Here is a 26042-nt window from a genome sequence, read left to right on the forward strand (position 1 = left end):
CGCTTTTTTTATGTCTGTCATATCAGTATTGAATGATCACTACTGGCGTATCAAACGACTCGGCGCAGGCAGTAAGCGCAGGTTACTGACGCGGCACGGATTGATATCAATACCGCCGCGGCGGGTATACCAAGCCCTAACCATAAGCACGCTTGGCTCATAATACCGACTCAGGTCTGCGAATATCTGCTCCACGCACTGCTCATGAAAGCCATTGTGTTGACGAAAGCTCAAAATATAGCGCAGCATGTTGGCCTCATTAACGGGTGTATCTGTCGTTATCGACACCGCAAGCGTACCCCAGTCGGGCTGATTGGTCACAGGGCAATTACTGCGCAGCAAATTAGAGTAAAAGTTATAAGGCTGATGGCTGTTATGTGTCATATTATCGTCGCTTACTTCTTTATCATTGCCACGCAGCAGCGACGCGTCAGGATGCTCGGTTAATGCGACCTTATCGGTGCTATTTTCCAATGCTTTATCGATACAAATGCCCTCTGGCTGAGCAATCAATAATTCTGACACCTTGCCGTTTAGATCATCGCTGAGGCCAAACAAAGCCACCTGTACCTCTGCTTGCACGCAGGCTGACAAATCCTGAGCAATCAAGGCTTGCACCGCATCCCAACTGGCAAACTCGGTAAAATTGATGCTGTTCAAATACAGCTTAAGCGACTTTGACTCTACAATAAACGGCGAGCTGGCAGGAATGCTAAAGCGCGCAATCGCCACTTGTGAGATACCTTGCGGAGTTAACCAAGACAGCTCGAACGCCTGCCACCAATCCATACCGACACTCAATTGCTCAGTATCCCAGCCAATTGCATCACGCCCCATACTACGCGCGATGGGATAAAGCGTCTCTGGGCTATACTCAGTCGGATAGTCTGTGGTTTGCTCGCCTAAAATACCATGAATACTCATCAATCACCCCTTTAGCGCTTATCAATCGCTCATACCAACACCGTATGACGACTCATAAAATTGGTTTCAAAACGTGCTATTTTACAGCAATCGCTCAGCGTACACGAATCATTTACTACTCATCATCAAGGCTTGATTTAGCCCTATCAAAGTCCGCATGATAGTCATAAGACCGCATCAGATATCATGATCATCAGTGGTTTAAATTAGGCAAAAAGTATGATGCTTGCAATGTTACAATTGCCTTTTTTTGCTTGTCGCGACTTATGATAAAAACAATCCCTTTAGGCTCAGCTTGGATGGTCATCGCTGCCTTCTTATTTGCCGCCATGAGTATCTTGGTCAAAAATGCCGCCACTAACCTGCATATGAATGAGTATGAGCTGGCCTTTTGGCGCTCCTTGCTGCCTGCCCTCGTCATTTTCGGTACCACACTAGCACGCAAAAAAACCCTAAAGACGCCGTTTTTTTGGGGACATATGCAGCGTAGTTTGGCAGGCACGACGGCCTTGTTGGTGGCGTTTTATGGTTTGGGTCATTTACCACTGGCCACCTCTGTCACCCTAAACTATACCTCAGTGGTATTTATTGCCCTACTATCCATCCTGTGGCTCAAAGAAAAACCACCGCTCAAAACATGGGTGGCGCTGCTTATGGGGCTGGGCGGTATTTGTTTGATGCTACAACCTGCCTTTGCCAGTGACAGATTGCTTGAGACATTGATTACCTTAAGTGGTGGTATTTTTACCGCGTTTGCGCTGCTACAAGTGCGAGAGTTGTCCTTGATGGGTGAGCCTGCATGGCGGATTGTGTTTTACTTTTCGGCAGTGGCAACCATCGTTTCGGCCATCGCGGCGACATGGTTTGGTTGGCAAGCGTTGACGAGTCAAAGTTTGCCTTACATCATTGGCATTGGGGTGACTGGACTGCTTGCGCAGTTGGCGATGACGCACGCCTATCACGTGGGACAAAAGTTCACGGTGGCGGCGTTGTCTTATTTGACGGTGGTATTTTCCGCCATTTATGGGGTCATTTTTGCAGGCGAAAGCATTGGCTGGATAGAAGTTCTTGGAATTATGGCGGTTATTTTGGCAGGAGTGGCAAGCAGCTTGCCCGAAAAAAAAGCCGTTAAACTTCCCTAGTCAGGCACGAATCAAGCGCTAGCCAAACGCTTGCGATACGGATGAATCACAGGAAAGCCTTGCTGACTGGTCAGAATTTCGATATCCACATGATAAACTTGGCGCAAAATCTCAGACCGTAAGACAGCACTCGGCATGCCTTGGGCTTGGATGTGTCCATCCGCCAATAGAAGAACGTCATCCGAAAACTGCGCGGCCAAGCTCAAATCATGCAACACCATAATGCAAATCAGCTGGTGCTGCTGGGTGTAGTGGCGCACCTTGTCCAACAGGTTGATTTGATGCGCCATATCAAGGGCTGAGACAGGCTCATCAAGCAGCAAAATCTTAGGTCGACGCAGCAGGGCTTGGGCAAACATCGCCAGCTGCCGCTGTCCCCCACTCAATAAGCGAATCGGACGATGCGCCAAATGAGAGATATTCAGCTCGGTCAATAACTCGACGGCCTCGGTTAATAAGTCATCACTGATACGGCGGCTCAGCGCGTCTATACGTCCGAGCAGTACCACTTCAAGCGTGGTCAACTCAGCATCGGTGTTGCTGTCTTGCGGCATATAGGCAATGGGCTTGCGCCACGCGTTCAAATGAGATTTGCTTTGTACCTTGCCCTGATAATCGATAGTGCCTGAAAAATCCAGCTCACCAAAGATGGCCTTCAGCAAACTTGATTTACCCGCCCCATTTGCACCCAAGATGGTATAAATGTTACCCGATGCAAACTGGGTATCAATGGCATTGGCAACGGTATGCGTGCCATATTGGATGGTTAAACCGTCAAGTTTGAGCATGGCGACCTCTTTTATCACATTGTCAATAATCAGGGCTTGTTGCTAGGGCGTATTCCCAGTTAAGCAAACAACCCACTAAACCAGTTTATCAGCTTGGTAAACCATGAGACCTCTTCAGATGCCGTATCAGCAGTGTTGTCCGCTTGAGCCGCCGTGGTGACTGAGCTGTCCTGCTCGTTGGCAGTGGCAGTGTCATCACAGATACTAGCCCCGCAGCCTAGTTGAATAAAAAACGTACCTTCAGGCTGAACCGGTAGATATTTTTTGTGAAATGCAGCATACGTCTGTTCAGGATCCACATCGGTGAAGGCGCTGGGGTATAGGGCTTTTGCCATAAACTGCGCGGCTGCCAAGTCTGATAGCGAGCGCGAGGCAGTATGATAGATACCATAGACACGGTTGTTTTTGACCGCAGGCAGATTGTCCCAACCGCTGCGGGTGGTAAACCCTTTTAAGCGGCGCTGCGCCTCGTCAGCTGGGATATCAATGCCCATTGCCATCGCATTGTGCTGTTTCATACCCACTTCGGTGCCTGAGATAATAATGACTTCAGGCTTACTTACCAAGACCTGCTCGGGGTTAAGCGTGCCCCAGTCTTCGATAAAGGGTTTGCTGATATTATCGCCGCCAACCGTATCGGCGATTGCGCCCCACATGTTTTTGCCAAAGGTAAAGCTGTGTTCCTCTGGCCCTTTATCACCAAATTCAATATAGATTTTGGGCTTGGGACTTTGTGCCGCTTGTACGCGTTTTTCGACCTCTGCGATGCCATCCGCGTATTCTTGTGCCGCTTGATTGGCCCGTTGCTCGCTACCCGCCAATTCACCAAAAATCTCAGTGCTTTTGACATGGTTTTTTACCGTTTGGTCATTATAATCAACCACGACAACAGGAATATTGGCCGCTTCAAAACGTGGCATTTCAGCCTTTAGCGTGTCGTATTGCCATTTTGCCAATACCACTACATCAGGCTTCATTGCCAAGGTTTTCTCAAAAGAAAACGTGCCTGTACTCACGTTGCCAATATCGCCGATGGTGTTTAGACTGGGCATCTCTTTACTATATAGCGCCCAGCTACCGGGGTTGAAGCCTTCCCAAAATTCGCGCGAAATACCAACCACCTGATCGAAGTTCTCTGCGCCTGTCGCCGCAATATAATCAGGATAATAAAAGCCGAGCACCACGCGCTTGGCAGGTACGTCAACTTGAACGTCACGTCCTAGCACATCATTGATGGTTTTTATTTCTGCATGAGCGGTTAACGTCGTTAACACCAAACCTGCTGCCACTGTTCCACAAAGCCAGTTTTTCACCGCTTACTCCAAATAATCCAAAATAAAAAAGGCACGCCCACAAACGACGTGACAATCCCCACTGGAAACAGCGCGCCTGGAATAATCACTTTTGATAATACCGATGAGAATGATAAAAACGCCGCACCAGAGAACATGGTGGCGGGTAAAAAATAACGCTGGTCTTCGCCAACCAGCAGCCGCGCCACGTGCGGAGCCACCAGACCGATAAAACCAATTACCCCAACAAAGCTGATCGCTGTCGCTGTCATCATCGCTACTAAAATTAGGGTTTTGATACGCAGTCGTGTGATATTAACACCCAGTGCTGCTGCGCGTTCATCACCCAGTCTCAGCGCGGTTAATTGCCAATTGTCTCGCATCAGTAAGGTAATACAAATACTACTCACGACCGCGACCACCGCGACATTGGCCCAAGTGGATTTGGTTAAGCTGCCAAATAGCCAAAACAAAATCTGCTGTGAGACTTCGGCTGAGGCGGTAAATTGCACCAAGGACAACATCGACTGAAAAATAAATAACAGTGCGATACCCACCAATATCAGTGTGGCGGCGGTAAACTGCTGCAAGGAGGCAAACAAAAACAGCACCGCAGAGGCGATCATGGTCATCGCAAATGCCCCAATCGGGACGGCATATTGTAGTGGTAAGCCAAAGCTACCAAACGCAATAACCAGCGACGCCCCAAACCCTGCCGCTGCCGCAAGCCCTAGCGTATAGGGGCTTGCCATCGGGTTATTGAGCAGGGTCTGCATCTCAGCACCACCAGCGCCAAGTGACGCCCCTACTAGCAGCGCCATAAATGCAATTGGCAAGCGCAGATCATAGACGATGGTATGCGAGACATCATCCACACCGCTGAGCTGTAACAGCGACCTTACCACTTCACCCATCGGCAGCATAGAAGGCCCTGTCATCACATCCAGCACCAGCCCCACGATACACGCTACCGCAAGCGCCAATAGCACCACTCGGCGTTTTGATTCGATACGGCGTTGTTGTCGAATGATTTGTGCGCTGACGGATTGGGTCATTTGATATCTCAATTACCAAAGCAGCCGAAGCCACCTTTTATTCTAAAAGGTGAGAATTATAATGCGAATGAGGAATATTCGCAATTGATAGTCCTATCTTTCTCCTAATTGCCTTCTTTTGTTTACATAATAAAGGCCATCACACAGATAAAAGGCGAATGTATTTAAGAATACTAGAGCGTATCCCTATTTGAAGAATAGCGGTAGAAACGAGATAAATCATAGGCAAACAGCATCAGGGATTTAGCCATTTTTAACCCATTTAGTGATAAGCGTTTGAATTAGAGACACGCCCTAAATTGGTCTGAAGACAAGTAACTGAACGTCTTTCAAAAAGAGCTTGCAGCACTTAACTACATATAATTATCAAAATGAATGGGAGCACCATCAGGATAAACTTGATACTCTCAGACGTAAAAGCTATCTAATTTTTTATATAACTAAAAGCGGTTTTGAAAAAATTACTACTAAGGCATGTCCGTAAGCTATAAGAAGTTATTTCAAAACTTACTAAGTTATCGCTACCACTTATCTTATAGGAATGATTTTCCAATCATCTTCAAGGTTTGATTTGACATAATTAAAGCGTACATCATAATTGTCCTTATCGTTACCTATCGTTTCAAAATGATAGTCTATGATAAGGCTGTTATCCGTCACCCACTGCGGCCTTACCTGAACGTGGTAACCCTCATCATTATAATGAGCCATAGATTGCTCCAATAAGTAAGCCTTTTTCAAATCCGAATCAATATCTTCAGAATAATACAAACCATCTGATTTTCGTTGCCATAGTACAATATCGTCTCCATAAGATTGATCTATATGCTCTTCATAGGACTGATCAACATCCTCTCCCCCATGAGATTGATCAACTGTTATTGCATAATCTCCATTTGGTGAGAGTTTCAGCTGTGTACCGATAAATACTTGATCAATGCCACTTGTTAAGTTTACTGCGATAGTATTAGTAGCATTCCACATTTGTTTTTTTATCGTCAATACTTCATTTTCTGCATCATAGGTTTCAAGCGATAAGTAATAATTCAACCCGTCTCTTGATACTAATGGTGAATGGTTCTCTCGCAAGGTCAGTGGCAAATTTCGAGTGGGCACATTAATATAGATAGTATCGTTTTCACGTATTACCTTATCAGTCAATCCCCATTTTTTGCTCAGTGCATTATCACGACTCTCAGATATATTTTGTAAACACTCATAGTAAGACCGTCGATAATAAGTTTTTTCTGGGAACTGTGGATTATCGTGACATACCGAAAATATTTCGTCACCATATAATTCCTCGAGCCATACCTCCCACACATACTGTACTGGCGCGCGCGGCGCGGCATGTGCGTGTGTCACAATCACCAATGCTAACAGACTGCTACCCAATAATCTTTTCATAATAAGACTCCAACAGTGTTAGATTCTAATAATAAGACATTGCAGTGAATAATAACAAGAGTTTAGTATTGCTTAATAGCCCAACTACAAACGAATTCGCGAGCCATTATCCAGCAAGCGATACGCGATGACATAAAATATCACGCAAAATAAGAAAATCGCACCCATCGAGTACCAAACATTGACATCAGAGTAGCCCAAGATACCGTAGCGAAACGAGTTGACCATATAAACAATGGGGTTAAGCAGCGAGACGTTTTGCCAAAATGGCGATAAGTTTTCCATTGAGTAAAATACACCGCCCAAATACGTCAGCGGCGTCAGTACAAAGCTTGGCACGATCGAGATATCATCAAACGAGCGGGCAAAGACAGCGTTAATAAAGCCGCCTAGGGAGAACAAAATAGAGGTGCCCAGTACCGTAAATATGGTGACAAATAAATGCTCAATACCCAGCTGGGTAAAAAACAGCGCCACAATGGAAACAATACAGGCAATGGCTAAGCCGCGAAAAATACCACCGCTGATATAGCCCATCAAAATCGCATGTTTGGAGACGGGCGAAACGAGCAGCTCTTCGATACTGGCCGTGAATTTGGCACTAAAAAAACTGGAAACCACGTTCGAGTAACTGTTGGTGATGATCGACATCATAATCAAACCGGGGACGATAAACTGCATGTAAGGCACGCCGCCCATTTCACCCACACGCGAGCCGATCATTTTACCAAAGATGACAAAGTATAAGCTCATGGTGATGACAGGTGGCAGTAGCGTCTGTGGCCAAATGCGCAAAATTCGGCGCACCTCTTTGAGCCAAATGGTGCGAAATGAGACCCATTTTTTGTCCCAAGACATGGTTTTTTTGCTGTCAATCGCTGGCGTTTGGCTCATAATCCTGCCTCCTTCATGCTGTCTTTACTCTCGATATTTTGATCCACCAAGCGCATAAACAGCTCTTCTAGGCGGTTGGCTTTATTACGCATACTGGCGACGACCAGCCCTTGTGACGACAACTGCTCAAAGACATTATTAAGAGACTCCCCTTCTGTCAGCGTGACTTCTATCGTCTGAGTATCTGGCTGCGTCACTTCGGTGACCCCATCCAACTGCACGGTATGGTTGGCTGGGGTATCCAAGTCAAACACAAAGGTCTCAACCGACAGCTGCGCGAGCAAATCTTTCATTTCAGTATTGATACGAATCTCACCATGATCTAAGATGGCGATACGTTTGCACAGCTGCTCAGCCTCCTCAAGATAATGGGTGGTCAAAATAATAGTGGTATTCTCTTCGATATTGATCTGCTGCATAAACGCCCACATTGAGCGGCGCAGCTCGATATCAACCCCTGCGGTCGGCTCATCAAGAATCAGTAGCTTGGGCTTATGGATCAAGGCACGCGCGATCATCAAGCGGCGTTTCATACCGCCAGATAACTCCCGCGATTTGTTATTGCGTTTGTCCCATAGTCCAAGTGCGGTGAGCAGTCGCTTGGCGCGTGGCTTGGCCTCTTTGGCTGGAATACCAAAATAGCCGGCTTGAGTGATTAAGATATCTTCGACCTTTTCGAACATATTAAAGTTAAATTCTTGCGGCACCACGCCCAGATATTGCTTGGCAAGTGACGGGTTGGCCAAAAGGTCTGTACCAAAGATCTCTACACTACCAGTACTCGGTTTAAATAGTGAGCTGATAATGCCAATCATGGTGGACTTACCTGCTCCATTGGGGCCCAGCAGCGCAAAAAATCCCCCTTGCGGCACGGTTAAATTGACCTCTTTTAACGCCGAAAACCCATTGTCATAAGTCTTGGATAGGTTTTGGATAGAAAGCGCTGGTACGTCAGACATATAAGCCTCTGTATTCTTATATAAAAGCAGTTTATGAAATAAATCATGTAAGGCCTTAATCTGAGGTTAACAGTCTCCGATTTCAACACTGATACGTTAGAATCTCTGAATGCACCGATCACCCATAAAAAAACACCCATTCCACTATAGGAAATGAGTGTTTTTTGTGCAATCAGTACCACGACAGGGCAGTGATTAGCTCGATTCAGCGATCATGTAATCCACAGCGTTTTGGACTTCTTCATCAGGGATGTCAGCGCCACCTTTTGCAGGCATGGCGTTAAAGCCGTTGATCGCGTGCGTGTACAATGTGTCGGCACCCTTGCCGATACGAGGGCCCCAAGCACCAGCATCACCAATCATGGGTGATCCAAGTAGACCTGTCGCGTGACAGGTATGGCAGACCGCGTTGTATACGGCTTTACCATCACGAGGCCCATCACCAGCAGAGGGACCAGAGGAGCGTGCGGTCACATCACAGACGTCATCTTCCTCAAAACATACCGTACCAACTGGCTGAATACGAGCAATCAAATTCGGGTACAATAACATCAGCTTTTGTACCTGCGGGGTTTCTTTTGGCATCGGCTCTTCGTCGGCAGCAGCGGCGACTTCTTCAGCAGGTGCCGCTTCATCGGTGGTATCCGCAGCCGCTTGAGGCTCTTCACCCAGCATTTCAGGCGCTGCCTCTTTAACCTCTTGCCCTTCTACAACGTCAGCCACGGTTACTGGGGTGTCTGCGATATCTTCAGCTTGGCTCACCGCGATACTAGCGATTCCTAGAATGGCAGCTGCCGATAACATAACTACTTTTCTCATTCGTCACGTTCTCTTATTACGTCTACAAGCGACTGGCTCACAAAGATGCGCCGTCTGTCCTCCCATGACAACACCGTCATCAATAGCAAACAGGCATCAAGCTCGCGGGCACACTTGTAATCGGTGATTATCAATGTAAATACTCCCTAACATTATAAGGGAAAAGACGGGTAAATTGCCATGCCTGTTTGCTGACTATCCTGTTTTTTCTTAAAAATTGCCACGAGCTGGCTTTGTACATTGGCTTTTGGCATTTTATTTGTTAGACTAAGCGGTCTTTATTTCTTGATGGATTCGATCTGCTGTATCGCTTGATACTGTGTGGATCACACCTACTGTCAAGTCATCATGCGTTCGTAGCTCAGTTGGATAGAGTATCGGTTTCCGAAGCCGAGGGTCGTGGGTTCGATTCCCGCCGAGCGCACCATTTATGTTATGTCATCTTATGTTATGTCATCACGTCCTAGCACTACTCAAAACAGCACCGTCTTCAGCCTACTCTATAACCTCAGCACCCAACTTCGTATCCAGCATCAATCGAATAAACTGCTTAAATTGATTTGGGTTAGACAGTAGATGCATGGTCATGTCTTCAAATGCCCCTTTGGCCTCGAACATAGCGTCCTCAGCAGCATTTGGATAACCACCCAGCATGATCTGATCAACACTGTTATTGGTGAACTGCTTGACCACGATCTCGTTCTCAGTGACTTTATCCCAAATGGTATTCATAAAGTTCACTTTGTCTTTATCGGTAAAGTCCTCGCCAGCAAACACCTCGTTTAATCGATTGATGACTTTTGACAGTAGCTCTTCTTTTGGATCCTTGGGCTTTCCTGTACCAGCGCCGCCACCTGCCGCCAGTTCGCCATTGCCTTCTTGTAGTTTTAAGTCCTGCTGATACAGCTTTGAGACGCGGTAATGACTCATGACGATGTTACTCAGATCAATATCATCTTCATTATCCGCGCTTTCACGTAGCATCGGCTGTAGGTTACGCGCGTACAGGCTCAGCTTCTCTAAGTCTTTGTCATCATAGTCCACGATTTGCGACATAAACTCATACTGGCGGGTAAAGGTACCCAAATCCTTTTTGAAGATTTCTAGCGCGTCTTGATCGGCCTTAAAGCCTTTGTAGTCATTCTCGGCATTGGTGATCAGCACCACATTGCCAGTACCTTTAGCTTGTTCAAGTATCATCTTGGCATACTTGGCTTGCGCGCGGGCTTGACTGTAGCGCTTCTGCCAACGCTCAACCGCAGGCTTGCAAATATTGCTAATGGCGGCGTTCGACTTGTTTTTGCTATAAAATGCGTCAACAAACTGCTCGACCTCATGCTTTAAAAAGATACCGCTGGCACGCAACTTCTCACAAAGGTCAAATACCTGATCAGGGTCAGACACATCCGCTAAGGTTGCGGTCTCATAATATGGCTGAAATGCTTCGAGAATATCATCAGGATCATTAAAGAAGTCGAGCACAAACGTACCGCTCTCTGCTTTGCCTTTATAGGTACGGTTCAGTCGTGATAAAGTTTGAACGCAGTCTACGCCTGTCAGTTTTTTATCAACATACATAGCGCAGAGCTTAGGCTGATCAAAGCCTGTCTGGAACTTGTTAGCCACCAGCATCACTTGATAGTCATCACTATCAAAGGCGGTGCGCATATCACGGCCTTTGAGTCCAATATTAATGTTGTACTCGGTAAACTTCTCGCCGATGAGTGCGCCACTATCAGGATCATTGTCATTAAAGGCAACCTCACCTGAGAACGCGACCATGGCATTGATGCCGCAATAGCCACTATTGGCAATATAGTTATCAAAAGCTATCTTGTAGCGTACCGCTTCTTTACGGGAACCTGTCACTACCATGGCTTTGGCTTGCCCGCCAAGTAAGCCTTTGATATTGTCATTAAAGTGCTCAATGATGATTTTGACCTTTTGCGCGATATTGTGCTCATGTAGTCGCACCCAGCTATTAAGCTTAATCTTGGCGCGGCGCTCATCAACTTCATTGTCTTCGCTAGCCAGCTTTTGGGTGAGCTGATAGACCACTTTGTAGTTGGTATAGTTTTTGAGCACATCTAAGATAAAGCCCTCTTCAATGGCTTGGCGCATGGAATAGACATGGAAAGCGGCGGGCAAATTGTCTTTGGCCGCTGGCAACTTAGGATTGGGCACACGTCCAAACAGCTCAATGGTTTTCGGTTTGGGCGTGGCGGTAAAGGCATAGTAGCTGAGGTTGGGACTACTACGGCGGGCGGCAAGCTTATCGTCCATCGCCTGATTGATGACATCCTCACCAGATAACCCGCTACCTTCGCTCTTTTCTGCCTCGCCCGTTACTAGCACTTCTTTAAGCTGGCGTGCGGTTGAGCCTGTCTGTGACGAATGCGCTTCATCGGCGATGATGGCATAGCGGCGTGACTTGAGCACACTTGAGTCTTCAATGGCTTTGAGCACAAACGGAAAGGTTTGAATGGTCACGATAATGATCGGCTGCGCGTTTACCAGTGCGCTAGCTAACTGCTCAGACTTTGAGCCGTCACTCTCTTTTCTATTGATCTTACCGACCACACCATCGGCATGTTCAAACTGATAGATGGTGTCCTGCAATTGGTCATCAAGCACGGTACGGTCGGTGATGACAATGACTGAATGAAATTGCTTATCGCCATCACGGTTGTATAAGGTGGATAGCTGATGGGCCGTCCATGCGATAGAGTTAGACTTGCCTGAGCCTGCACTGTGCTGAATCAGATACTTGTGCCCTGCGCCCTCGTCAATAGCCGCATTAACCAATTTGGTCACCACATCCCACTGATGATAGCGCGGGAACATCATGGTTTCTTTTTTGGACTTGCGGCCAATTGCGTCTTCTTCCTCGTCGATCTGTAAGTGCATAAAGTGGCCGAGGATGGAGAGTAAATTCTCTGGCGTGAGCACTTCATGCCACAGATAGTCGGTGGCATATTGGCTACTATCACTAGGGATACTATTACCCGCGCCGCCCTCAATAGTGCCTTTGTTAAACGGCAAGAAATAAGTACTGTCTCCTGCCAGCCTCGTCGTCATATAGACTTCATACTGACTGACCGCAAAATGCACCAGCGCGCCCCGCTTAAAGGTCAGCAGCGGCTCAGACTTTTTGGTATCGGGGTCTTTTGGCAGGCGGGTGCGCTTGTACTGAGTGATGGCATTTTGTACCGCTTGTTTAAATTCCGACTTTAGCTCCATCGTGGTGACAGGCAAGCCATTGACGAATAATACGATGTCGATACGATTACGCTTAGCGACCTTACCGTCTGTGTCGCCTTTTGGGCTGCCTTTGAGACTGATATGAGGGCTATACACCAGCTCAGGCACGATGCGGCAGATATTGGCCTCATAGCGTGCCATGGTCTCAGGATTGAGGCTGTGCTCAGGCTTAAACTGGCACAATGAGAAGCGCGCGTTACGAATCTTAAGCCCATGACGCAGTACGCCCAATGTGCCATAAGTGCGCGAGGCTCTATCGGTAGCATGCTCATCAGCTTTATTGAGCTGCTTAACCAGCGCGGTGATAAAGTGGCGCTCTGAGTCGATAGGAAAGGTGCGGCAGAACTTCTCCCACTCCTTTGGCTGGGTGCTCTGCACAAAGTCCAGCACGTCGCGCTCATATAACGCGGTCTCAGCCTGATAGTCACTGGGCTGCCCAAGCTGCCAGCCATTTTCTTGCATCTGGCTGACGATATCGGCTTGGAATACAGATTCGTAGGTGAGGTTATGCGTGTTGGTCATGTTAAGTCCGCTTATCGTTGTTATTTTTTAATCCCACTTTAAGAGAAATATCAAACCGAAGCTATTAAATCAGTATATAAGCTCGTGAACCGATAAAACAATACCAGCAGTAATGTTAACCATATCGTTCTGTATTTTTCAGCGACTGCGCTTTTGGAAGTAAGTGCCTTATAAAAAATAAACAGATAAGGGATAATTACAATCCAAAAATAGGGAAGCCAAAAGAACCTGAAAGTAGTGGTGATATCGAACAGCATATACTTAGCGGTACTAATAAAAAACTCTAAAGAAACAGCATAGTTCGAGTCGTGCTTTTTGTAGCCTCTGTAATTCAAGTAAGCATTTAGTAAATAAGCAATGAAGGGGCTACAGAGAAGCGCTAGTAATAGCTGCTTATAGCGCTTTGCGAGGGGATGATGCATCTGGTTTCGCCTCTATTGCTGACTTCATATCATCCGATGTCATTTTAACCGCTTCATATAGGTCACAACTCGATACATCCCCATTATCACAGCCTTTATCAAACCATTCTTTAGCCTGCACCTTGTCTTTCTTAACGCCTTGCGCTCTCATATACATCAGTCCAATATTCCGCGGGGCGAATGGATGATCTTGAGCGGCAGCTTGTGTAAACAGCGTCATGGCGCGGGCATAATTTTGCGGTACGCCATTGCCCTCTAAGTACATCACAGCAAGGTTGTTTAGACCAGCAGCTTCACCTTGATTGGCAGATTGTTGTAACCATTCAAAGGCTTTAACATAGTTTTGGTCAACGCCCTGACCACTATAGTATGCCCAGCCCAAACCGCCCATACCCAGTGCATTACCTTGATTGGCAGACTTTTTATACCACTTAAAAGCCTCGACATAGTCACGCTCAACCCCATTGCCGTTCTCATACATATAGCCTAGATTGTTTTGTGCCAAACCATCACCTTGTCCAGCGGCTTTTCGTAGCCAATACAGCGCTTTGGTATAATCTTGCGTCACACCTAAGCCTTTTAGATAAAGCTGTCCAATATTGTTTTGAGCAATCGCGTGTCCTTGATCGGCAGCCTGTTTATACCATTTGGCGGCTTCACTATAGTCTTGCATCACGCCCAAGCCTGATTCATACATCACGCCGATGTTGTTTTGAGCAGCAATGTCGCCTTGAGCAGCGGCTTTTTGATACCAATATGCCGTTTTAATATAATCCTGCTCGACAGCATCGCCCAAACTGTACAAAAGCCCTAGGTTGTTTTGCGCCGTGACATTGCCCTTGGTAGCGGCTTTTTTAATCAGTTGATAGGCTTTATCATAATCTTGCTCTACGCCTTGTCCCATGTAATAGACCCAACCAAGCGCACCTTGACCCTGAATACTTCCTTGGTCAGCCGCTCGTTGAAAGTATTGGGCAGCTGTTATATCATCCTGATCGACGCCCTCTCCTAAACTGTACATCCGCCCTAAATTATAGTTAGCGACTGGATTTCCCTGATCAGCAGCCTGCTGAAACCATGAATAAGCCTCCTCATAATTCTGAGCAATACCTGTACCTGCATAGTACATGGTGCCGAGATTGTTCTGAGCTGACGGATCTCCTTGGATGGCTGCTCGCTGATACCACTCAACGGCGGCAGCCATGTCCTGCTCGACCCCGCGACCTGCTTCGTACATGATACCTAGATTATACTGCGCGCCTACCTCACCTTGATCAGCGGCGCGTCTATACCAGTGTGCAGCTTTGGCATAATCCTGTTTGACCCCATGACCCAGCTGATACGATACCGCGAGGTTCTTTTGAGAAAATCGGTTACCTTGATCAGCCGCTTTCTGATACCAGTATGCGGCTTTGACATAGTCTTGATCAACGCCATCGCCCAAATCGTACAAAAGCCCTAGGTTGTTTTGTGCAGCCGGATTACCTTGCTCTGCCGCCTTTTGATACCATATTGCTGCCTGTGTACTGTCCTGTTCGACACCGTCGCCCAGCTCATACATGGCACCTAGATTATACTGAGCCAATGCCGAGCCGTTAGCCGCTAATGTTTCGACAGAGACCACATTGCTTGCCTGTGTTGATAGTGAGGCACCGAGTATGATGCTCAAAATCAATGCTTGACCGATAAGTCTTCGTTTTAAGATCCATACTTTCATAATTTGTCTCTAAAAATAATCGCGGGGTATTTCACTGTTTTCTGAGGCTTTTATATATCGTTCTAAACGACCCTTAGTCCGAGTCACAATCTTGTTCATAATTGCTGCCAAACAAACTGGCGCTGAGTTTGTGTGGGTACACCGACATCTCATCTACGCTAGGATAATAAACCGTGCTATTGACACAGTTATAAAAGCGGTATGAAATCAGATTGCTTCTAGCGTTCAGATACGCATTTTCGGCTTTTTCTTCTTCATAACGTTGCATAACCCTATCTCGCTCAGAGACGATCAGGTCTGGATGGTCTGCATAATCCGTCACCTGCTCCTTAATCTCGTCGTCAACCGCCTGACGCCACCTGTTTTGTATCGCGCTTTCACTGTGCAACAGCGGCTCGATATAGGTCGTACACATGGCTGGGCTTTGTTTGATCGCTTCTGCTGGGTCAACATAAGCCAACAGCGTCAGTCTGCTTGCGGTGTATTCTCCCTCAATGGTCTTGAGCAAAGCTTGTTTGTATGGTTGCGCTTGGGGAACAATATGAAGATTTTCGACCGTATTACTGACTTGGAGGTACTCTGTATCTAAGGCCGCAACATCTCTGTAAGACATCTGATGCAGTTGGGCGCTACTCTGCGGCGTACGTAAACCATCTAAGTTTGGACGACTTAAATGATCCAGCAACTGATATGAGTTATCAACCTGCTTGGCGGTATATTTTTTGCTGTTAAACTCACCTTTATAGCGACACAATGCCTCTTCCCACTCGTAGGTTTGTGCTTGAGCGATGGTGGTCATTGCCGTTGAGGCCAGCAGCACTGCGGCGGTCACTACTTTCATGCGTACATATCCTTTTAGCTGGGCTCATCTTGAGTAAAAAACTCAACGATTGTACTATTTTTATTCTTGTACTTACTAGCTTTAATGCGGTTCTGAGTCATCACATGGCTTTTATTAACCGAGTTGATGCAGCGCGGATCGACGCAGTCATACACACTGTCCGCTCATCAGTAACCTTGTTCATTTAACCGTCTATAGTTATCGCAGCCCTTCTGAGAGCCTTGATCGCAAACCTTGCCATACCACTCCTTTGCTGTCGTTCGGTTTTGACGCAGGCCACCTAAGCCTTTTTCATAAAAAAGTCCAAGCATACCTTGGCCTTGTCTATCTCACTGACTCGCAGCTTTTTGGAACATTTGCCTTGCTGGTACAACATCTTGGCGGACGCCTTTACCTGCGTAATACCTCCAGCCGACTTTTACCTGATACTCTGCATTGCCTTGTTCTGCCCATTTTTTCATATCATCCAAACGCTCAGATGTAACCTGTGGTGCAGCCTGTGAGGAGTGGTGATCGGATTTTGGTTTTGGTCGAGCACTTAAACTATCAATCGCATTGGAAAGCTCTTCATTGTTATGTATACGAGCATTGCTGCTGGCGCTATAGATGCTACGAGCAGATCCATAGTTAGCAGCATTGGAGATATTCGTTATCGTGTGGCTCAACGTATTATTCGAGTTAAAAGTCGTTTCGGCAGCCATACCCATTTGGGCTATCCCCATGCCTAATAATATCAACAGTACTTTTTTCATCGCTCTTATGCCTATATTGGTCAATGTTTATAAAATATACTTACCGCGCGTTATTGTGGTCGTGCCTTACTCAGCGTTACCATCAGGCGCACCCCAGCCCCGCACATCAATCTTGCCCGTGACGGCGGCGGAAATTAAAGCGGTGCGGCGTTCTTGCATGAGTTGGATGGCTTGTTCTGCTTTTTTGATTAGATCATTGAACTTACTTTTCAATTTTTCAATGTGTTCAACTATTTGCTTCTGCTCGCTTATAGGCGGTAAACCAAACTGGAAATTATTGAGGAAGTCTGACGGTACTCTTCTTAAGCCACCTGCACCTGTCATCTCTCCTATCCCAAGTTGCATAAACACACTTTCTTGTAAGCGATAGAATAAAAATTGGTTTAATCTTTCTGCTTCAGTACGTAAGACATATATTTCTGAAGAGCCAAAACCTATACCATTAACTAGATTAGCTGCAATAGCCATATTTTGATTTTCAAAGCATGGAGTTACTTTAGCAATTAGCACATCACCATTTTCAAAATAGGTATAACCCTCATAAACATCTTTAATGTTTCGTGTCTCATCAAGTATAAGCGCATCAAGCTTTAATTTCTCCATAGGAACGAAGCTACAGCGCTTTTCTAAACTTGGTAAAATCTTAGATTTACTTGGCGTTAGCTCAGCGATATATTTTATTTTTGTCAATTCCCAATGCTCAGGCACATCCCCCAACCATTCAACGCCCGACTCTTTCATCGGCGCGTCAGGGTTTAAGCCTTTGGTGACGGCATGACTGATCACCGCTTGGCGCTTCTCTTTTAACAGTTGGATAAGGGTTTGCTGCTTTTCGGTTAAGGTATCGATTTGGGCGGTTTCGTGATCGAGGAATTTGGCGATTTGGGTTTGGTCTTTATATATAGGCGTGGACACTTTCAAAGAAGCTACAGTTTCTTGATTAATATTGGGTTGCCCACCACCAGAAGATAGACGCACGATGTCATCTTTAAAAGCTTGGAGCCAATAGTATAAGAATTTATTAAATATTACATTTGACTGTGACATAACACAGCAAGCTTGATTTGTTGTTGCTTCAACTCCTAGTATTCCTAGCCTACCAATAGTAGCGCCGTACATTGCGATAGCGATTGAGCCAACTGGATATACTCTTAAAGTTGGAAAGGCTTTGAGTGTATTTTGAGAGACTTTCTTTTTAGTGTCTAGGATTATCTTTTCTCTTAGCTCTCCCGTTGTTACCCATGGAATATCACCAACATACCACGCTTCATTATTGGAAGGTGGCGTAGTGCCAGAACCTATCTCTAAATACGCATGTGCTATTTTCCACATTTCCCAATGACTAGGAATCTCCCCCAACCACTCAACCCCAGAATCCTTATATTCTGCATATTGCTGATACTTCTTTACCAATTCAGCCATTACGAATGCACCTCACCCAATAACTGCATAATCTCCCGACTGACCGCATCCAAGTCGGCATCAATCTCGGCAAGCGGACGCGGTGGCTCATACACATAAAAGTGACGGTTAAACGGTATCTCAAAACCCACGATGCCAACCTCTTCATCAATGGCGTCAGTCTTATCGCTATTGATCCACGCATCAGGCACATGCGGTTGTACTTCACGGGCGAAGTAACTTTCGATCAGTTCCGTAGTGGTCAGCTTAGGATTGAGCGGTACGTTTTCATAATCACGTAGGTCGCTGTCGGTTTGGAACTCGACGATTTTGGCGGGTTTGTCTGCGTTTTCATTGCTAGCGGCAGGCTTATAGCTAAACGCACCATAAAGCGGATTGGCAACCTTGAGCATTTTTTTGATGACAGGTTCTGCGTCAGGGTTTTTCCACGTGATGGCATCCATCAGCTGCTTTTTCTCTTTGGCGTCCAAATTCACCTCAGCGTCTTTTAACGCTTGTTTAAACACCTTTTCAAACACATTAAAATCATCAAACTGCTCGCTACCAATAGCCGTTTGCAAGGCTTTGGCTTTAGTCATGATCGTTAGCTGATCTTGCCAAAGCTTGGCATCAAGCACGTCTTTGATTTGCTTTTCTTTTAGCTCGGAAAAGTCGGCCTTAATCATGGCGCGTACTTCAGTCGTGACCGCTGATAAGTCGCCGTAGTTTTCGGTTGTCCACTCACTACCAAAGGCGTCATACAGCGCGGGCATGACCATATCAAACGGTTTAGGGGCATAGCGTAGCGTTTCGATAGCGGCGTCAGACAGCTGGGCAGACAGACGCAGCGGACGCTCAATGGTGATACGGCGATAGCCAAACTCATGCGTGGCAAATATCTTACTGGCAAAGGTCTTGGCAGGCTCGGCTTTTGGGTTGGCAGACTGACGACCACGGTTTGATTTCATCTCGTCTGGCTTATCGAGCACGCGCGCATCGACCACTTCAAAGTCACCAAAACTGCGGATGATGGTCTTGATATCGTCATCAGACATCTCGTTACGCTTTGAGCCGAGCGATTTACGCATCTTGCTATATAGGTGACTGCCGTCTATCAACTGCACATGACCTTTACGCGCGCGTGCTTTTTTATTGCTCAGTACCCAGACATAGGTGGCGATGCCCGTGTTATAAAACATATCGGTCGGCAGGGCGATGATGGCCTCAAGCAAATCGGCCTCTAAGATATAACGGCGAATCTCACTCTCGCCGCTGCCTGCGCCGCCTGTGAATAGCGGTGAGCCGTTTAAGATGATACCGATGCGGCTGCCCTGATTGTTATTCTGGTGGCTGTTTGCGCGGTTTTGCGTGCTGCTCTCTGCCTCTTTAGTGTGGTCAGTGATCGGACGCATTTTGCTCAGCAAGTGCATGAGGAACAATAGCGAGCCATCAGACACGCGCGGCAAGCCTGCGCCAAAGCGACCATCAAAGCCTTTTTGCTCGTGTTCGTCTTTGATCTCACCTGAGATTTTTTTCCAGTCGACCCCAAACGGTGGATTGGACAGCATGTAGTCGAACTGCTCACCTGCCAGCTGGTCGCTCGATAAGGTATTGCCCAGCTTGATGTTATTGACCTCTTGCCCTTTGATGAGCATGTCGGCTTTACAGATGGCGTAAGACTCAGGGTTGAGCTCTTGCCCATAGGTACGCATCACCGCATCAGGGTTTAGCTCTAGCACGTATTCCATACCCGAGGATAGGAAGCCGCCCGTACCCGCTGTGGGGTCATAAATGGTGCGAATGATGCCGTCTTTGGTCAGCGCGTCATCATCTTCCATAAATACTAAGGAGGTGGTCAGGCGCACGATATCACGCGGGGTAAAGTGCTCGCCTGCAGTCTCGTTGGAGCTTTCGGCAAAGCGGCGGATCAGCTCTTCAAAGACAAAGCCCATCTCGTGGTTCGAGATCGCGTCAGGACTGAGGTCGGTGGTGGCGAACTTCTGCACCACTTTATAGAGCAAATTGGCTTCGGCGAGCTGCCCGACAAACTCTTCAAACTTAAAATGCTCAAATATCTCACGCGCATCCTTGGAGAACGATTGCACGTAAGTATTGAGGTTGTCTTTGATATCGCTTTGACCCATCTTGCTCAAGTCCATCGGCGAGGTATTGTAAAATGGTCGCTTGCTGGCACGAATGAGGAATCTCTCTTGCGCTTCCTCTGGTAGACCCCTATCAGCGATACGCTGGCTTTCAGCGACGACGGCGGCTTTGGTCTCTGCCAAGACGCACTCTAGGCGGCGCAGTAGGGTGAATGGTAGGATGATGCGGCCGTATTGAGATTGCTTAAAGTCGCCGCGCAATAGGTCAGCGACAGACCAGATGAAAGCCGCTGTGTGGGAAAAATTTTTGGTCATGAGAATGTCTTAGTAGTCGTGAAAGCCAAGCAATATGTTTTGGCAAAATACTAAGAATTATATCAGGTCTATGGGTGCGTGGCAGGAATGGTGGGAAACATTAACGACGGGTTGTTCTACACGCTTTCGTATTCATAGTCATAGCCACTCACCATGTCTTTATGGCTTTTTACTTATAGTAATGCATACACTAAAGACACACTCTAGGACATTTTATGACCGATACCTTTATATATTTGATGGATGCTTATTTTTATCAAGCGTGGCGGGCGGAGTATTCTGATCATCAAGCGAATGATAAGGACGTACTCATGCGTTTTGCGAGTAAAGAGAATAGAGAGATTTTAAATAGCTTATTTTAAGCCTCGCTATCTAAATGATGACACGCCCTAGCCAAAACGATTTTTTGAAAATAATGGTTTTGACTTCGACCCAGTATTAAATGGTTATGCTAGTGAGCAAGCATGGATTGAGTCAGCTTATCGGATATTGATTACCGAAATCAGATGATTCACTGTCATTAGCCCTACCCAAACTGCCACGCTGACAGCTGCGTTTTCAGCACTTGCTCAGAGTAGATCTTTTGACCCTGATCACGACCCGCCGCCCCGACAGCAACCATCAGTGGTAATAAATGCTCCTCAGCGCCCAACGGGTGCGAGTCTAGCGCGTGCGGGGCACGTGCCCAGTCTATCAACGCGGACTCGCGTGCGTTACCCGTTTGCGCCGCCGCCGCTGTCAGCCATGTGTCAAACTGCACGGATGGATGCGTAAAGCGGGCATCGCCATAGCCGCGCATGTTATGAAAACTCATACCACTGGCGACAATCAACACCCCCTCTTGGCGCAAATCAGATAGCGCCTGACCTGCCAAAATATGTGCCGCAGGGTCCAAATCGTGCCGCAAAGACAGTTGGACAATCGGAATATCCGCATTAGGAAACATCACCTTGAGCGGTATAAACACACCGTGGTCAAACCCTCTGGTGGGATGCGTGCTGTTGTCCAAGCCTGCACGGCTTAGCCGATCGCTGATGCGCGCGGCTAGACTGGGCGCGCCTTTGGCAGGATACGTCAAGCGATAGGTATGCTCAGGAAAGCCATAATAATCATAAATCAGCTTAGGCTGCACACCACTGGTCATACAAAAATCAGACGTCTGCCAGTGCGCACTGATCACGAGCAGCGCCTTTGGGCGCTCAGGCAAACGCTTTGGCAGCGCGGTCAAAAATGCAGCCATATTTGTCCACGTATCAGCAGGTTGCCAGTCCATAAAAAAACAAGGCCCAGCGCCATGCGGAATAAAAAAGACAGGCTGGGTGGTTGCGTGTGATGTCTCAGTCATTGCGGTTGTCCTTGTTGTTTACCGATGTAGCGTATACGTGCGCTTATGACACGTGCCCGACTCTTTGGCTTAAGGTGTTATCGATGCTAAACCGACCCGCACCTTGTATCACCAAGGCCAGCAGCGCCACCATGAGTGTCAATGCGTATTCGTAGCCGCCGTTACTGACGAATAGGCCATTACTGATATGTACCGACAACATCGCCACCAGCATGGTGAATGCCGCCACGATCGCCGCAGGGCGGGTCAGTAACCCAATGATGAGCGCCAACCCCCCAAAAAACTCAGCGCCCCCCGCCAATATAGCCATCAAATAACTAGGCTCAATACCGATACTGCTCAGCCAGCCCGCTGTCCCTGCCAGCCCATTACCGCCAAACCAGCCGAACAGCTTTTGTGCGCCATGCGCGGCCAAGATAATACCCACAGGCACACGTAAGATAAGCGCCGCATAGCCAGCACGCGAGGTCAGTAGTTTGTTCATAAAAGAGGTCTGCATGGTCATAGCTCCAAAGTCATTGATAAAAGCACGATTGCTTTTGATAGTGACGCCATTTTACTATCAACGTTTTAAAAGAATAAGTAGGCAGTCATTGCATGATTAACAACATATCATTGATAATAGTGATTTAGGAACGTCATAAAGGTAGGACAACTTATGGACAGCATAGACGCCATGCGCGCGTTTGTCGCGGTGGTGACCGAAGGCAGCTTTAGCAAAGCAGCACACACCTTGCAGCTCTCGCCGCAGCTGGTCAGCAAATACATCTCTAAGTTAGAAGAAAAGCTGGGCACACGCTTGCTGCAACGTACCACACGGCGGGTCAGTGTCACAGAAGCGGGCACGCACTACTTTGTGCACGCCCAACAAGTACTGCTCAGTGTCGATGAGATGGCAGCACAACTAAACGGCCTACAACAAAACCCCAAAGGCACGCTGCGTATCAGTGCGCCTGTGTCGTTTGCGCTCAAGCACATGGCGAGGCTGACCACTGACTTTCAGCAGCAGTATCCCAATGTCACCATTGATTTACAGCTCAATGATAGGAAGGTGGATATTGTCGAGGAAGGGTTCGATGTGGCCTTGCGTATCGGCGAGCTAAAAAGCTCCTCACTGATTGCCAAGCCCATTGCCCCCATTCGGGTGGTCTTGTGCGCATCGCCAGCGTATCTGCAGCAATATGGCACGCCGACTACGTTAGAAGACTTAGACACGCATCGCTATTTGCACTACAGCTATATGAATACCGCCGCTACAGGTGCGATTTATGGCTGCTTAAAGGCCAAATATATGCAGCAAGACAGCACTTTTTATAGTAATAATGGCGACGTGCTGGTCGAGGCGGCTGTGGCTGGTGCAGGCTTTGTATTACAGCCGACCTTTATTGCCAGTAAGGCGCTGCAGACAGGTCAGCTGGTGATGATATTGCCACAATATGAGCCTAAGCCCATACACCTCTATGCGGTATATGCCCACAAAAAGCTGTTGCCACATAAGGTGCGCTGCTTTATTAACTTTATCGAAGATTATTATGGCACGCCGCCCTATTGGGATGCGGGCATCGTGTCAGCAGCGCATGGGCAGTGAGTGATGGTTGGGTGTGGGTGGTGCTAGGTTGTTGATGTTAGGTTGGTGGTAATATTTTTTCAAGCGCTTCTTGACTCGGCACACGGTGATAGTTAATCACAGGCACATCACCCAAGCGGCGCTGACCGATAGGCAGTTTTTTGTCTATGGTAATCATGGCCAATTTTTTGTCTTGCTGACTGATAAGCAGATGATTGGCGCGGCGCGTCACGCGATAAGCCGAAAAGCTTTTGGCCAATAGCGTAGCCGTCTTTTGCAGCGCATCATTAGCAGCTGGGTCTTTTGACGTGCCACTGCCCTGCTTTGTGCCTGTCTTTGTCCCACGCGATTTTGCAACCAGCCACAACACGGCGATGACCGCACACAATATGACAAGCCACCAAATTCCGTCTATCATAAGCAAAAATATCCATTATTAATAAGGGTTGGCTCATGTTAGCAGAATTATCACCAGCGGTAATAGCAGAAGTAAAACGAGCGGCGATCCTATTGACCTCAAAGCGGCGTATTTGTATTTTGACAGGTGCGGGTATCTCAGCAGAAAGCGGTATCCCTACCTTTCGGGACAAGCAGACAGGCCTGTGGGAAAACTACGGCGTCGAAGAGTTGGCCACGCCCCAAGCGTTCGAGCGTGATCCCAAGCTGGTCTGGTCATGGTATCAGTGGCGGCGGCAGCTGGTGACAGACAAAGCCCCGAACCCAGCCCATCATGCGCTGGCTCAGTGGCAGTATCATGCCCAGTCTTCCGATCAGCACATTACCCTAATCACCCAAAATGTCGATGACTTACACGAGCAGGCAGGCAGCACAGTAACGCACTTGCACGGTCATCTTTGGCATAACCGCTGCGATCAGTGTGAAGCGCCGTACCCAGAGCATACCAAATCTGCTTATAACAGCCGCGATACTATTAGCACCGATGCAGGGCTGATCACTTGCCCGCACTGTGACGGCTATATCAGACCAGATATTGTGTGGTTTGGCGAAGCCTTACCCATGCAGGCATGGCAGACGGCAGAACAAGCGGCGGCTGATTGCGAGGTATTTATCAGTATTGGCACCTCAAGCCTCGTTTACCCTGCCGCTGGCCTGTCACAGCTGGCCAAGCAAAACGGCGCGCAAATCATTGAGATAAACCCTGAGCCAACGCCAAATACGATTGTGGATATCACCTTGGCCGAAAAAGCGGGGGTTGTCTTGCCGCTACTGATACAGGACATTACGGATTTATAAATTTGGACAGTTTGTCTTTTACCGCATAAAAAAGGCTTAACGATTAATAGCAACCGTTAAGCCTTTACTAGGGCGTGTCTCTAAGACCAAGCGAATCGACCGTTATTGCACTGCCGCGTCTACTTTCGCTAAGTAGGCCTCTTTTAACTCATCACTGATAAATGCCGATCTAAATGAATTTTTTACCAACGTAATCACGTCTTCTTCCGTGATCGGTAGGTTCTCATATAAGTTGATGAAGTCTTGATTCACATAACCCTTGAAGTACGCAGGGTCATCTGAGTTAACGCTGATGTTTAAGCCATAATCCAAAAGCTCTTTGATATTGTGCTCTTTATAATTATCAAAGACGCGCAGCTCGATATTTGAGTTCGGGCACACGGTTAGCGGCATCTGCTCGTCTTTGAGTCGTTGCATCAGCTCCGGGCTTTTGATCGATTGCACCCCATGATCGATTCTATTAATATTCAGCAGATCAAGCGCTTCGTAAATGTACGAAAAATCCGCCTCTTCACCTGCATGGGCGACCAGCTTAAAACCTGCGTCTTTGGCTTTTTTGAAGACGTCTTTAAACTTCGATGGCGGGTTGCCAAGCTCCGATGAATCAAGCCCAACACCGATGATGTCGTCTTGATAAGCCATCGCTTGCGCTAATGTCTCAAAGGCGTCTTCTTGCGATAAATGGCGTAAGAAACACATGATGATACAAGAGGTGATGCCATATTTTTCTTTAGCATCGGCAAGCGCGTCTTTAATACCAGTGATCACGGCTGCAAAAGGCACGCCGCGCTCGGTATGCGTTTGCGGGTCAAAAAATATCTCAGTGTGAATAACATTGTCTTCAACACACTTCAAAATATACGCCCACGTCAAGTCGTAAAAATCATCTTGGGTCAGCAGGACATTTGCACCCGCATAATAAATATCTAAAAAGCTCTGCAAATTGGTAAAATTATAAGCGCGGCGCACATCTTCTACGCTGTCATAAGGGATGGTGACATGGTTCTTTTTTGCTAACCGAAACATCAGCTCAGGCTCTAATGAGCCTTCGATATGGAGGTGCAGTTCGGCTTTGGGTAGGCGTTTGATTAAGTCGATCATGGGCGAGATAAGTACCTTTACTTCATAGGGATGATAATGACAATACATAACGCATCACCGTGCGCTTGGCTGTCAATTGAATAATGGGGCGCATTATGACAGTTTATCCCCGTATATCCTATGGATAGGACGATAAAAACTGTAGCGGACACAGCAAAAAAG

22 protein-coding genes and 1 tRNA gene are annotated in these 26042 nt (G+C 47.2%); 5 read left to right on the forward strand and 18 right to left on the reverse strand.

Annotated features, from left to right (window positions below):
* Nucleotides 1-39: 39 nt before the first annotated feature.
* Nucleotides 40-924 (reverse strand): NADPH-dependent 7-cyano-7-deazaguanine reductase QueF, encoded by an 885-nt coding sequence (gene queF / locus ACFI32_RS05880; RefSeq protein WP_462625578.1) that lies wholly within the window; start codon nucleotides 922-924, stop codon nucleotides 40-42.
* A 266-nt stretch (nucleotides 925-1190) separates the two neighbouring features.
* On the opposite strand from queF, the gene ACFI32_RS05885 reads away from it, so the two are divergent.
* On the forward strand, nucleotides 1191-2066 hold the full coding sequence (locus ACFI32_RS05885) for a DMT family transporter (protein ID WP_462625579.1): 876 nt from the start codon (nucleotides 1191-1193) through the stop codon (nucleotides 2064-2066).
* A gap of 11 nt (nucleotides 2067-2077) precedes the next feature.
* On the opposite strand, the gene ACFI32_RS05890 is transcribed toward ACFI32_RS05885, so the two are convergent.
* The 7 genes from ACFI32_RS05890 to ACFI32_RS05920 form a co-directional block, all read right to left on the reverse strand.
* Nucleotides 2078-2854: an ABC transporter ATP-binding protein gene (locus ACFI32_RS05890; protein WP_462625580.1), complete on the reverse strand. Its 777-nt coding sequence runs from the start codon at nucleotides 2852-2854 to the stop codon at nucleotides 2078-2080.
* A gap of 59 nt (nucleotides 2855-2913) precedes the next feature.
* The gene (locus tag ACFI32_RS05895; protein WP_462625581.1) at nucleotides 2914-4167 is read right to left on the reverse strand and encodes an ABC transporter substrate-binding protein; all 1254 of its coding nucleotides are present in this window, start codon (nucleotides 4165-4167) and stop codon (nucleotides 2914-2916) included.
* Entirely contained in the window at nucleotides 4164-5201 is a 1038-nt protein-coding gene (locus ACFI32_RS05900) for a FecCD family ABC transporter permease (protein WP_462625582.1), read from the reverse strand. The genes ACFI32_RS05895 and ACFI32_RS05900 overlap by 4 nt, the downstream gene beginning before the upstream one ends.
* A 528-nt stretch (nucleotides 5202-5729) precedes the next feature.
* Nucleotides 5730-6608 carry a hypothetical protein gene (locus tag ACFI32_RS05905; protein WP_462625583.1) on the reverse strand — a complete coding sequence of 293 codons (879 nt, stop codon included), beginning with the start codon at nucleotides 6606-6608 and terminating at the stop codon, nucleotides 5730-5732.
* 84 nt (nucleotides 6609-6692) lie between these two features.
* Nucleotides 6693-7466, reverse strand: a complete 774-nt coding sequence (locus ACFI32_RS05910; RefSeq protein ID WP_462625641.1) for an ABC transporter permease — start codon at nucleotides 7464-7466, stop codon at nucleotides 6693-6695.
* A 32-nt stretch (nucleotides 7467-7498) separates the two neighbouring features.
* Nucleotides 7499-8461, reverse strand: a complete 963-nt coding sequence (locus ACFI32_RS05915; RefSeq protein ID WP_462625584.1) for an ABC transporter ATP-binding protein — start codon at nucleotides 8459-8461, stop codon at nucleotides 7499-7501.
* A gap of 195 nt (nucleotides 8462-8656) precedes the next feature.
* A complete protein-coding gene (locus ACFI32_RS05920; protein ID WP_462625585.1) occupies nucleotides 8657-9265 on the reverse strand; it encodes a c-type cytochrome in 609 nt (202 codons plus the stop codon).
* 365 nt (nucleotides 9266-9630) lie between these two features.
* Between ACFI32_RS05920 and ACFI32_RS05925 the strand changes: the two genes are divergently transcribed.
* Nucleotides 9631-9707, forward strand: a tRNA-Arg gene (locus ACFI32_RS05925).
* 68 nt (nucleotides 9708-9775) lie between these two features.
* Here ACFI32_RS05925 and ACFI32_RS05930 read toward each other — a convergent pair.
* The 6 genes from ACFI32_RS05930 to ACFI32_RS05955 all read right to left on the reverse strand — a co-directional run bounded on the left by ACFI32_RS05930 (nucleotide 9776) and on the right by ACFI32_RS05955 (nucleotide 20613).
* Nucleotides 9776-13063, reverse strand: a complete 3288-nt coding sequence (locus tag ACFI32_RS05930) for a type I restriction endonuclease subunit R (RefSeq protein WP_462625586.1) — start codon at nucleotides 13061-13063, stop codon at nucleotides 9776-9778.
* A gap of 393 nt (nucleotides 13064-13456) precedes the next feature.
* A complete protein-coding gene (locus ACFI32_RS05935; protein ID WP_462625587.1) occupies nucleotides 13457-15202 on the reverse strand; it encodes an SEL1-like repeat protein in 1746 nt (581 codons plus the stop codon).
* Between the two features lie 73 nt (nucleotides 15203-15275).
* The gene (locus ACFI32_RS05940; protein ID WP_462625588.1) at nucleotides 15276-16043 is read right to left on the reverse strand and encodes a hypothetical protein; all 768 of its coding nucleotides are present in this window, start codon (nucleotides 16041-16043) and stop codon (nucleotides 15276-15278) included.
* 329 nt (nucleotides 16044-16372) lie between these two features.
* Entirely contained in the window at nucleotides 16373-16795 is a 423-nt protein-coding gene (locus ACFI32_RS05945; protein WP_462625589.1) for a hypothetical protein, read from the reverse strand.
* A 66-nt stretch (nucleotides 16796-16861) separates the two neighbouring features.
* Entirely contained in the window at nucleotides 16862-18217 is a 1356-nt protein-coding gene (locus ACFI32_RS05950) for a restriction endonuclease subunit S (RefSeq protein WP_462625590.1), read from the reverse strand.
* The gene (locus ACFI32_RS05955; RefSeq protein WP_462625591.1) at nucleotides 18217-20613 is read right to left on the reverse strand and encodes a type I restriction-modification system subunit M; all 2397 of its coding nucleotides are present in this window, start codon (nucleotides 20611-20613) and stop codon (nucleotides 18217-18219) included. The genes ACFI32_RS05950 and ACFI32_RS05955 overlap by 1 nt, the downstream gene beginning before the upstream one ends.
* Before the next feature lie 215 nt (nucleotides 20614-20828).
* Between ACFI32_RS05955 and ACFI32_RS05960 the strand changes: the two genes are divergently transcribed.
* The gene (locus ACFI32_RS05960; RefSeq protein WP_462625592.1) at nucleotides 20829-20975 is read left to right on the forward strand and encodes a hypothetical protein; all 147 of its coding nucleotides are present in this window, start codon (nucleotides 20829-20831) and stop codon (nucleotides 20973-20975) included.
* A 164-nt stretch (nucleotides 20976-21139) separates the two neighbouring features.
* Here ACFI32_RS05960 and ACFI32_RS05965 read toward each other — a convergent pair whose 3' ends face one another.
* Together ACFI32_RS05965 and ACFI32_RS05970 are read right to left on the reverse strand one after the other, a co-directional pair.
* Nucleotides 21140-21958: a DODA-type extradiol aromatic ring-opening family dioxygenase gene (locus ACFI32_RS05965; protein WP_462625593.1), complete on the reverse strand. Its 819-nt coding sequence runs from the start codon at nucleotides 21956-21958 to the stop codon at nucleotides 21140-21142.
* A 43-nt stretch (nucleotides 21959-22001) separates the two neighbouring features.
* Nucleotides 22002-22457 carry a DoxX family protein gene (locus tag ACFI32_RS05970; protein WP_462625594.1) on the reverse strand — a complete coding sequence of 152 codons (456 nt, stop codon included), beginning with the start codon at nucleotides 22455-22457 and terminating at the stop codon, nucleotides 22002-22004.
* A gap of 159 nt (nucleotides 22458-22616) precedes the next feature.
* On the opposite strand from ACFI32_RS05970, the gene ACFI32_RS05975 reads away from it, so the two are divergent.
* Nucleotides 22617-23546 (forward strand): LysR family transcriptional regulator, encoded by a 930-nt coding sequence (locus ACFI32_RS05975; protein WP_462625595.1) that lies wholly within the window; start codon nucleotides 22617-22619, stop codon nucleotides 23544-23546.
* 37 nt (nucleotides 23547-23583) lie between these two features.
* On the opposite strand, the gene ACFI32_RS05980 is transcribed toward ACFI32_RS05975, so the two are convergent.
* The gene (locus ACFI32_RS05980) at nucleotides 23584-23943 is read right to left on the reverse strand and encodes a hypothetical protein (RefSeq protein WP_462625596.1); all 360 of its coding nucleotides are present in this window, start codon (nucleotides 23941-23943) and stop codon (nucleotides 23584-23586) included.
* A 35-nt stretch (nucleotides 23944-23978) separates the two neighbouring features.
* On the opposite strand from ACFI32_RS05980, the gene ACFI32_RS05985 reads away from it, so the two are divergent.
* Nucleotides 23979-24779 carry an SIR2 family NAD-dependent protein deacylase gene (locus ACFI32_RS05985; RefSeq protein ID WP_462625597.1) on the forward strand — a complete coding sequence of 267 codons (801 nt, stop codon included), beginning with the start codon at nucleotides 23979-23981 and terminating at the stop codon, nucleotides 24777-24779.
* A gap of 102 nt (nucleotides 24780-24881) precedes the next feature.
* On the opposite strand, the gene ACFI32_RS05990 is transcribed toward ACFI32_RS05985, so the two are convergent.
* Nucleotides 24882-25880, reverse strand: a complete 999-nt coding sequence (locus tag ACFI32_RS05990) for an adenosine deaminase (protein ID WP_462625599.1) — start codon at nucleotides 25878-25880, stop codon at nucleotides 24882-24884.
* Between the last annotated feature and the right edge of the window lie 162 nt (nucleotides 25881-26042).

The sequence above is a fragment of the Psychrobacter sp. PSi21 genome (assembly GCF_054960615.1).

What these genes read in the sequence shown, in the direction of transcription:
- ACFI32_RS05885 (WP_462625579.1), top strand. Translation starts at nt 1,191, where the DNA reads ATGATAAAAACAATCCCTTTAGGCTCAGCTTGGATGGTCATCGCTGCC.
- ACFI32_RS05980 (WP_462625596.1), bottom strand. Translation starts at nt 23,943, where the DNA reads ATGATAGACGGAATTTGGTGGCTTGTCATATTGTGTGCGGTCATCGCC.
- ACFI32_RS05950 (WP_462625590.1), bottom strand. Translation starts at nt 18,217, where the DNA reads ATGGCTGAATTGGTAAAGAAGTATCAGCAATATGCAGAATATAAGGAT.
- ACFI32_RS05915 (WP_462625584.1), bottom strand. Translation starts at nt 8,461, where the DNA reads ATGTCTGACGTACCAGCGCTTTCTATCCAAAACCTATCCAAGACTTAT.
- ACFI32_RS05985 (WP_462625597.1), top strand. Translation starts at nt 23,979, where the DNA reads ATGTTAGCAGAATTATCACCAGCGGTAATAGCAGAAGTAAAACGAGCG.
- ACFI32_RS05960 (WP_462625592.1), top strand. Translation starts at nt 20,829, where the DNA reads ATGACCGATACCTTTATATATTTGATGGATGCTTATTTTTATCAAGCG.
- ACFI32_RS05900 (WP_462625582.1), bottom strand. Translation starts at nt 5,201, where the DNA reads ATGACCCAATCCGTCAGCGCACAAATCATTCGACAACAACGCCGTATC.
- ACFI32_RS05990 (WP_462625599.1), bottom strand. Translation starts at nt 25,880, where the DNA reads ATGATCGACTTAATCAAACGCCTACCCAAAGCCGAACTGCACCTCCAT.
- ACFI32_RS05930 (WP_462625586.1), bottom strand. Translation starts at nt 13,063, where the DNA reads ATGACCAACACGCATAACCTCACCTACGAATCTGTATTCCAAGCCGAT.
- ACFI32_RS05890 (WP_462625580.1), bottom strand. Translation starts at nt 2,854, where the DNA reads ATGCTCAAACTTGACGGTTTAACCATCCAATATGGCACGCATACCGTT.
- ACFI32_RS05955 (WP_462625591.1), bottom strand. Translation starts at nt 20,613, where the DNA reads ATGACCAAAAATTTTTCCCACACAGCGGCTTTCATCTGGTCTGTCGCT.
- ACFI32_RS05975 (WP_462625595.1), top strand. Translation starts at nt 22,617, where the DNA reads ATGGACAGCATAGACGCCATGCGCGCGTTTGTCGCGGTGGTGACCGAA.
- ACFI32_RS05965 (WP_462625593.1), bottom strand. Translation starts at nt 21,958, where the DNA reads ATGACTGAGACATCACACGCAACCACCCAGCCTGTCTTTTTTATTCCG.
- ACFI32_RS05910 (WP_462625641.1), bottom strand. Translation starts at nt 7,466, where the DNA reads ATGTCTTGGGACAAAAAATGGGTCTCATTTCGCACCATTTGGCTCAAA.
- ACFI32_RS05935 (WP_462625587.1), bottom strand. Translation starts at nt 15,202, where the DNA reads ATGAAAGTATGGATCTTAAAACGAAGACTTATCGGTCAAGCATTGATT.
- ACFI32_RS05905 (WP_462625583.1), bottom strand. Translation starts at nt 6,608, where the DNA reads ATGAAAAGATTATTGGGTAGCAGTCTGTTAGCATTGGTGATTGTGACA.
- queF (WP_462625578.1), bottom strand. Translation starts at nt 924, where the DNA reads ATGAGTATTCATGGTATTTTAGGCGAGCAAACCACAGACTATCCGACT.
- ACFI32_RS05920 (WP_462625585.1), bottom strand. Translation starts at nt 9,265, where the DNA reads ATGTTATCGGCAGCTGCCATTCTAGGAATCGCTAGTATCGCGGTGAGC.
- ACFI32_RS05970 (WP_462625594.1), bottom strand. Translation starts at nt 22,457, where the DNA reads ATGCAGACCTCTTTTATGAACAAACTACTGACCTCGCGTGCTGGCTAT.
- ACFI32_RS05940 (WP_462625588.1), bottom strand. Translation starts at nt 16,043, where the DNA reads ATGAAAGTAGTGACCGCCGCAGTGCTGCTGGCCTCAACGGCAATGACC.
- ACFI32_RS05945 (WP_462625589.1), bottom strand. Translation starts at nt 16,795, where the DNA reads ATGAAAAAAGTACTGTTGATATTATTAGGCATGGGGATAGCCCAAATG.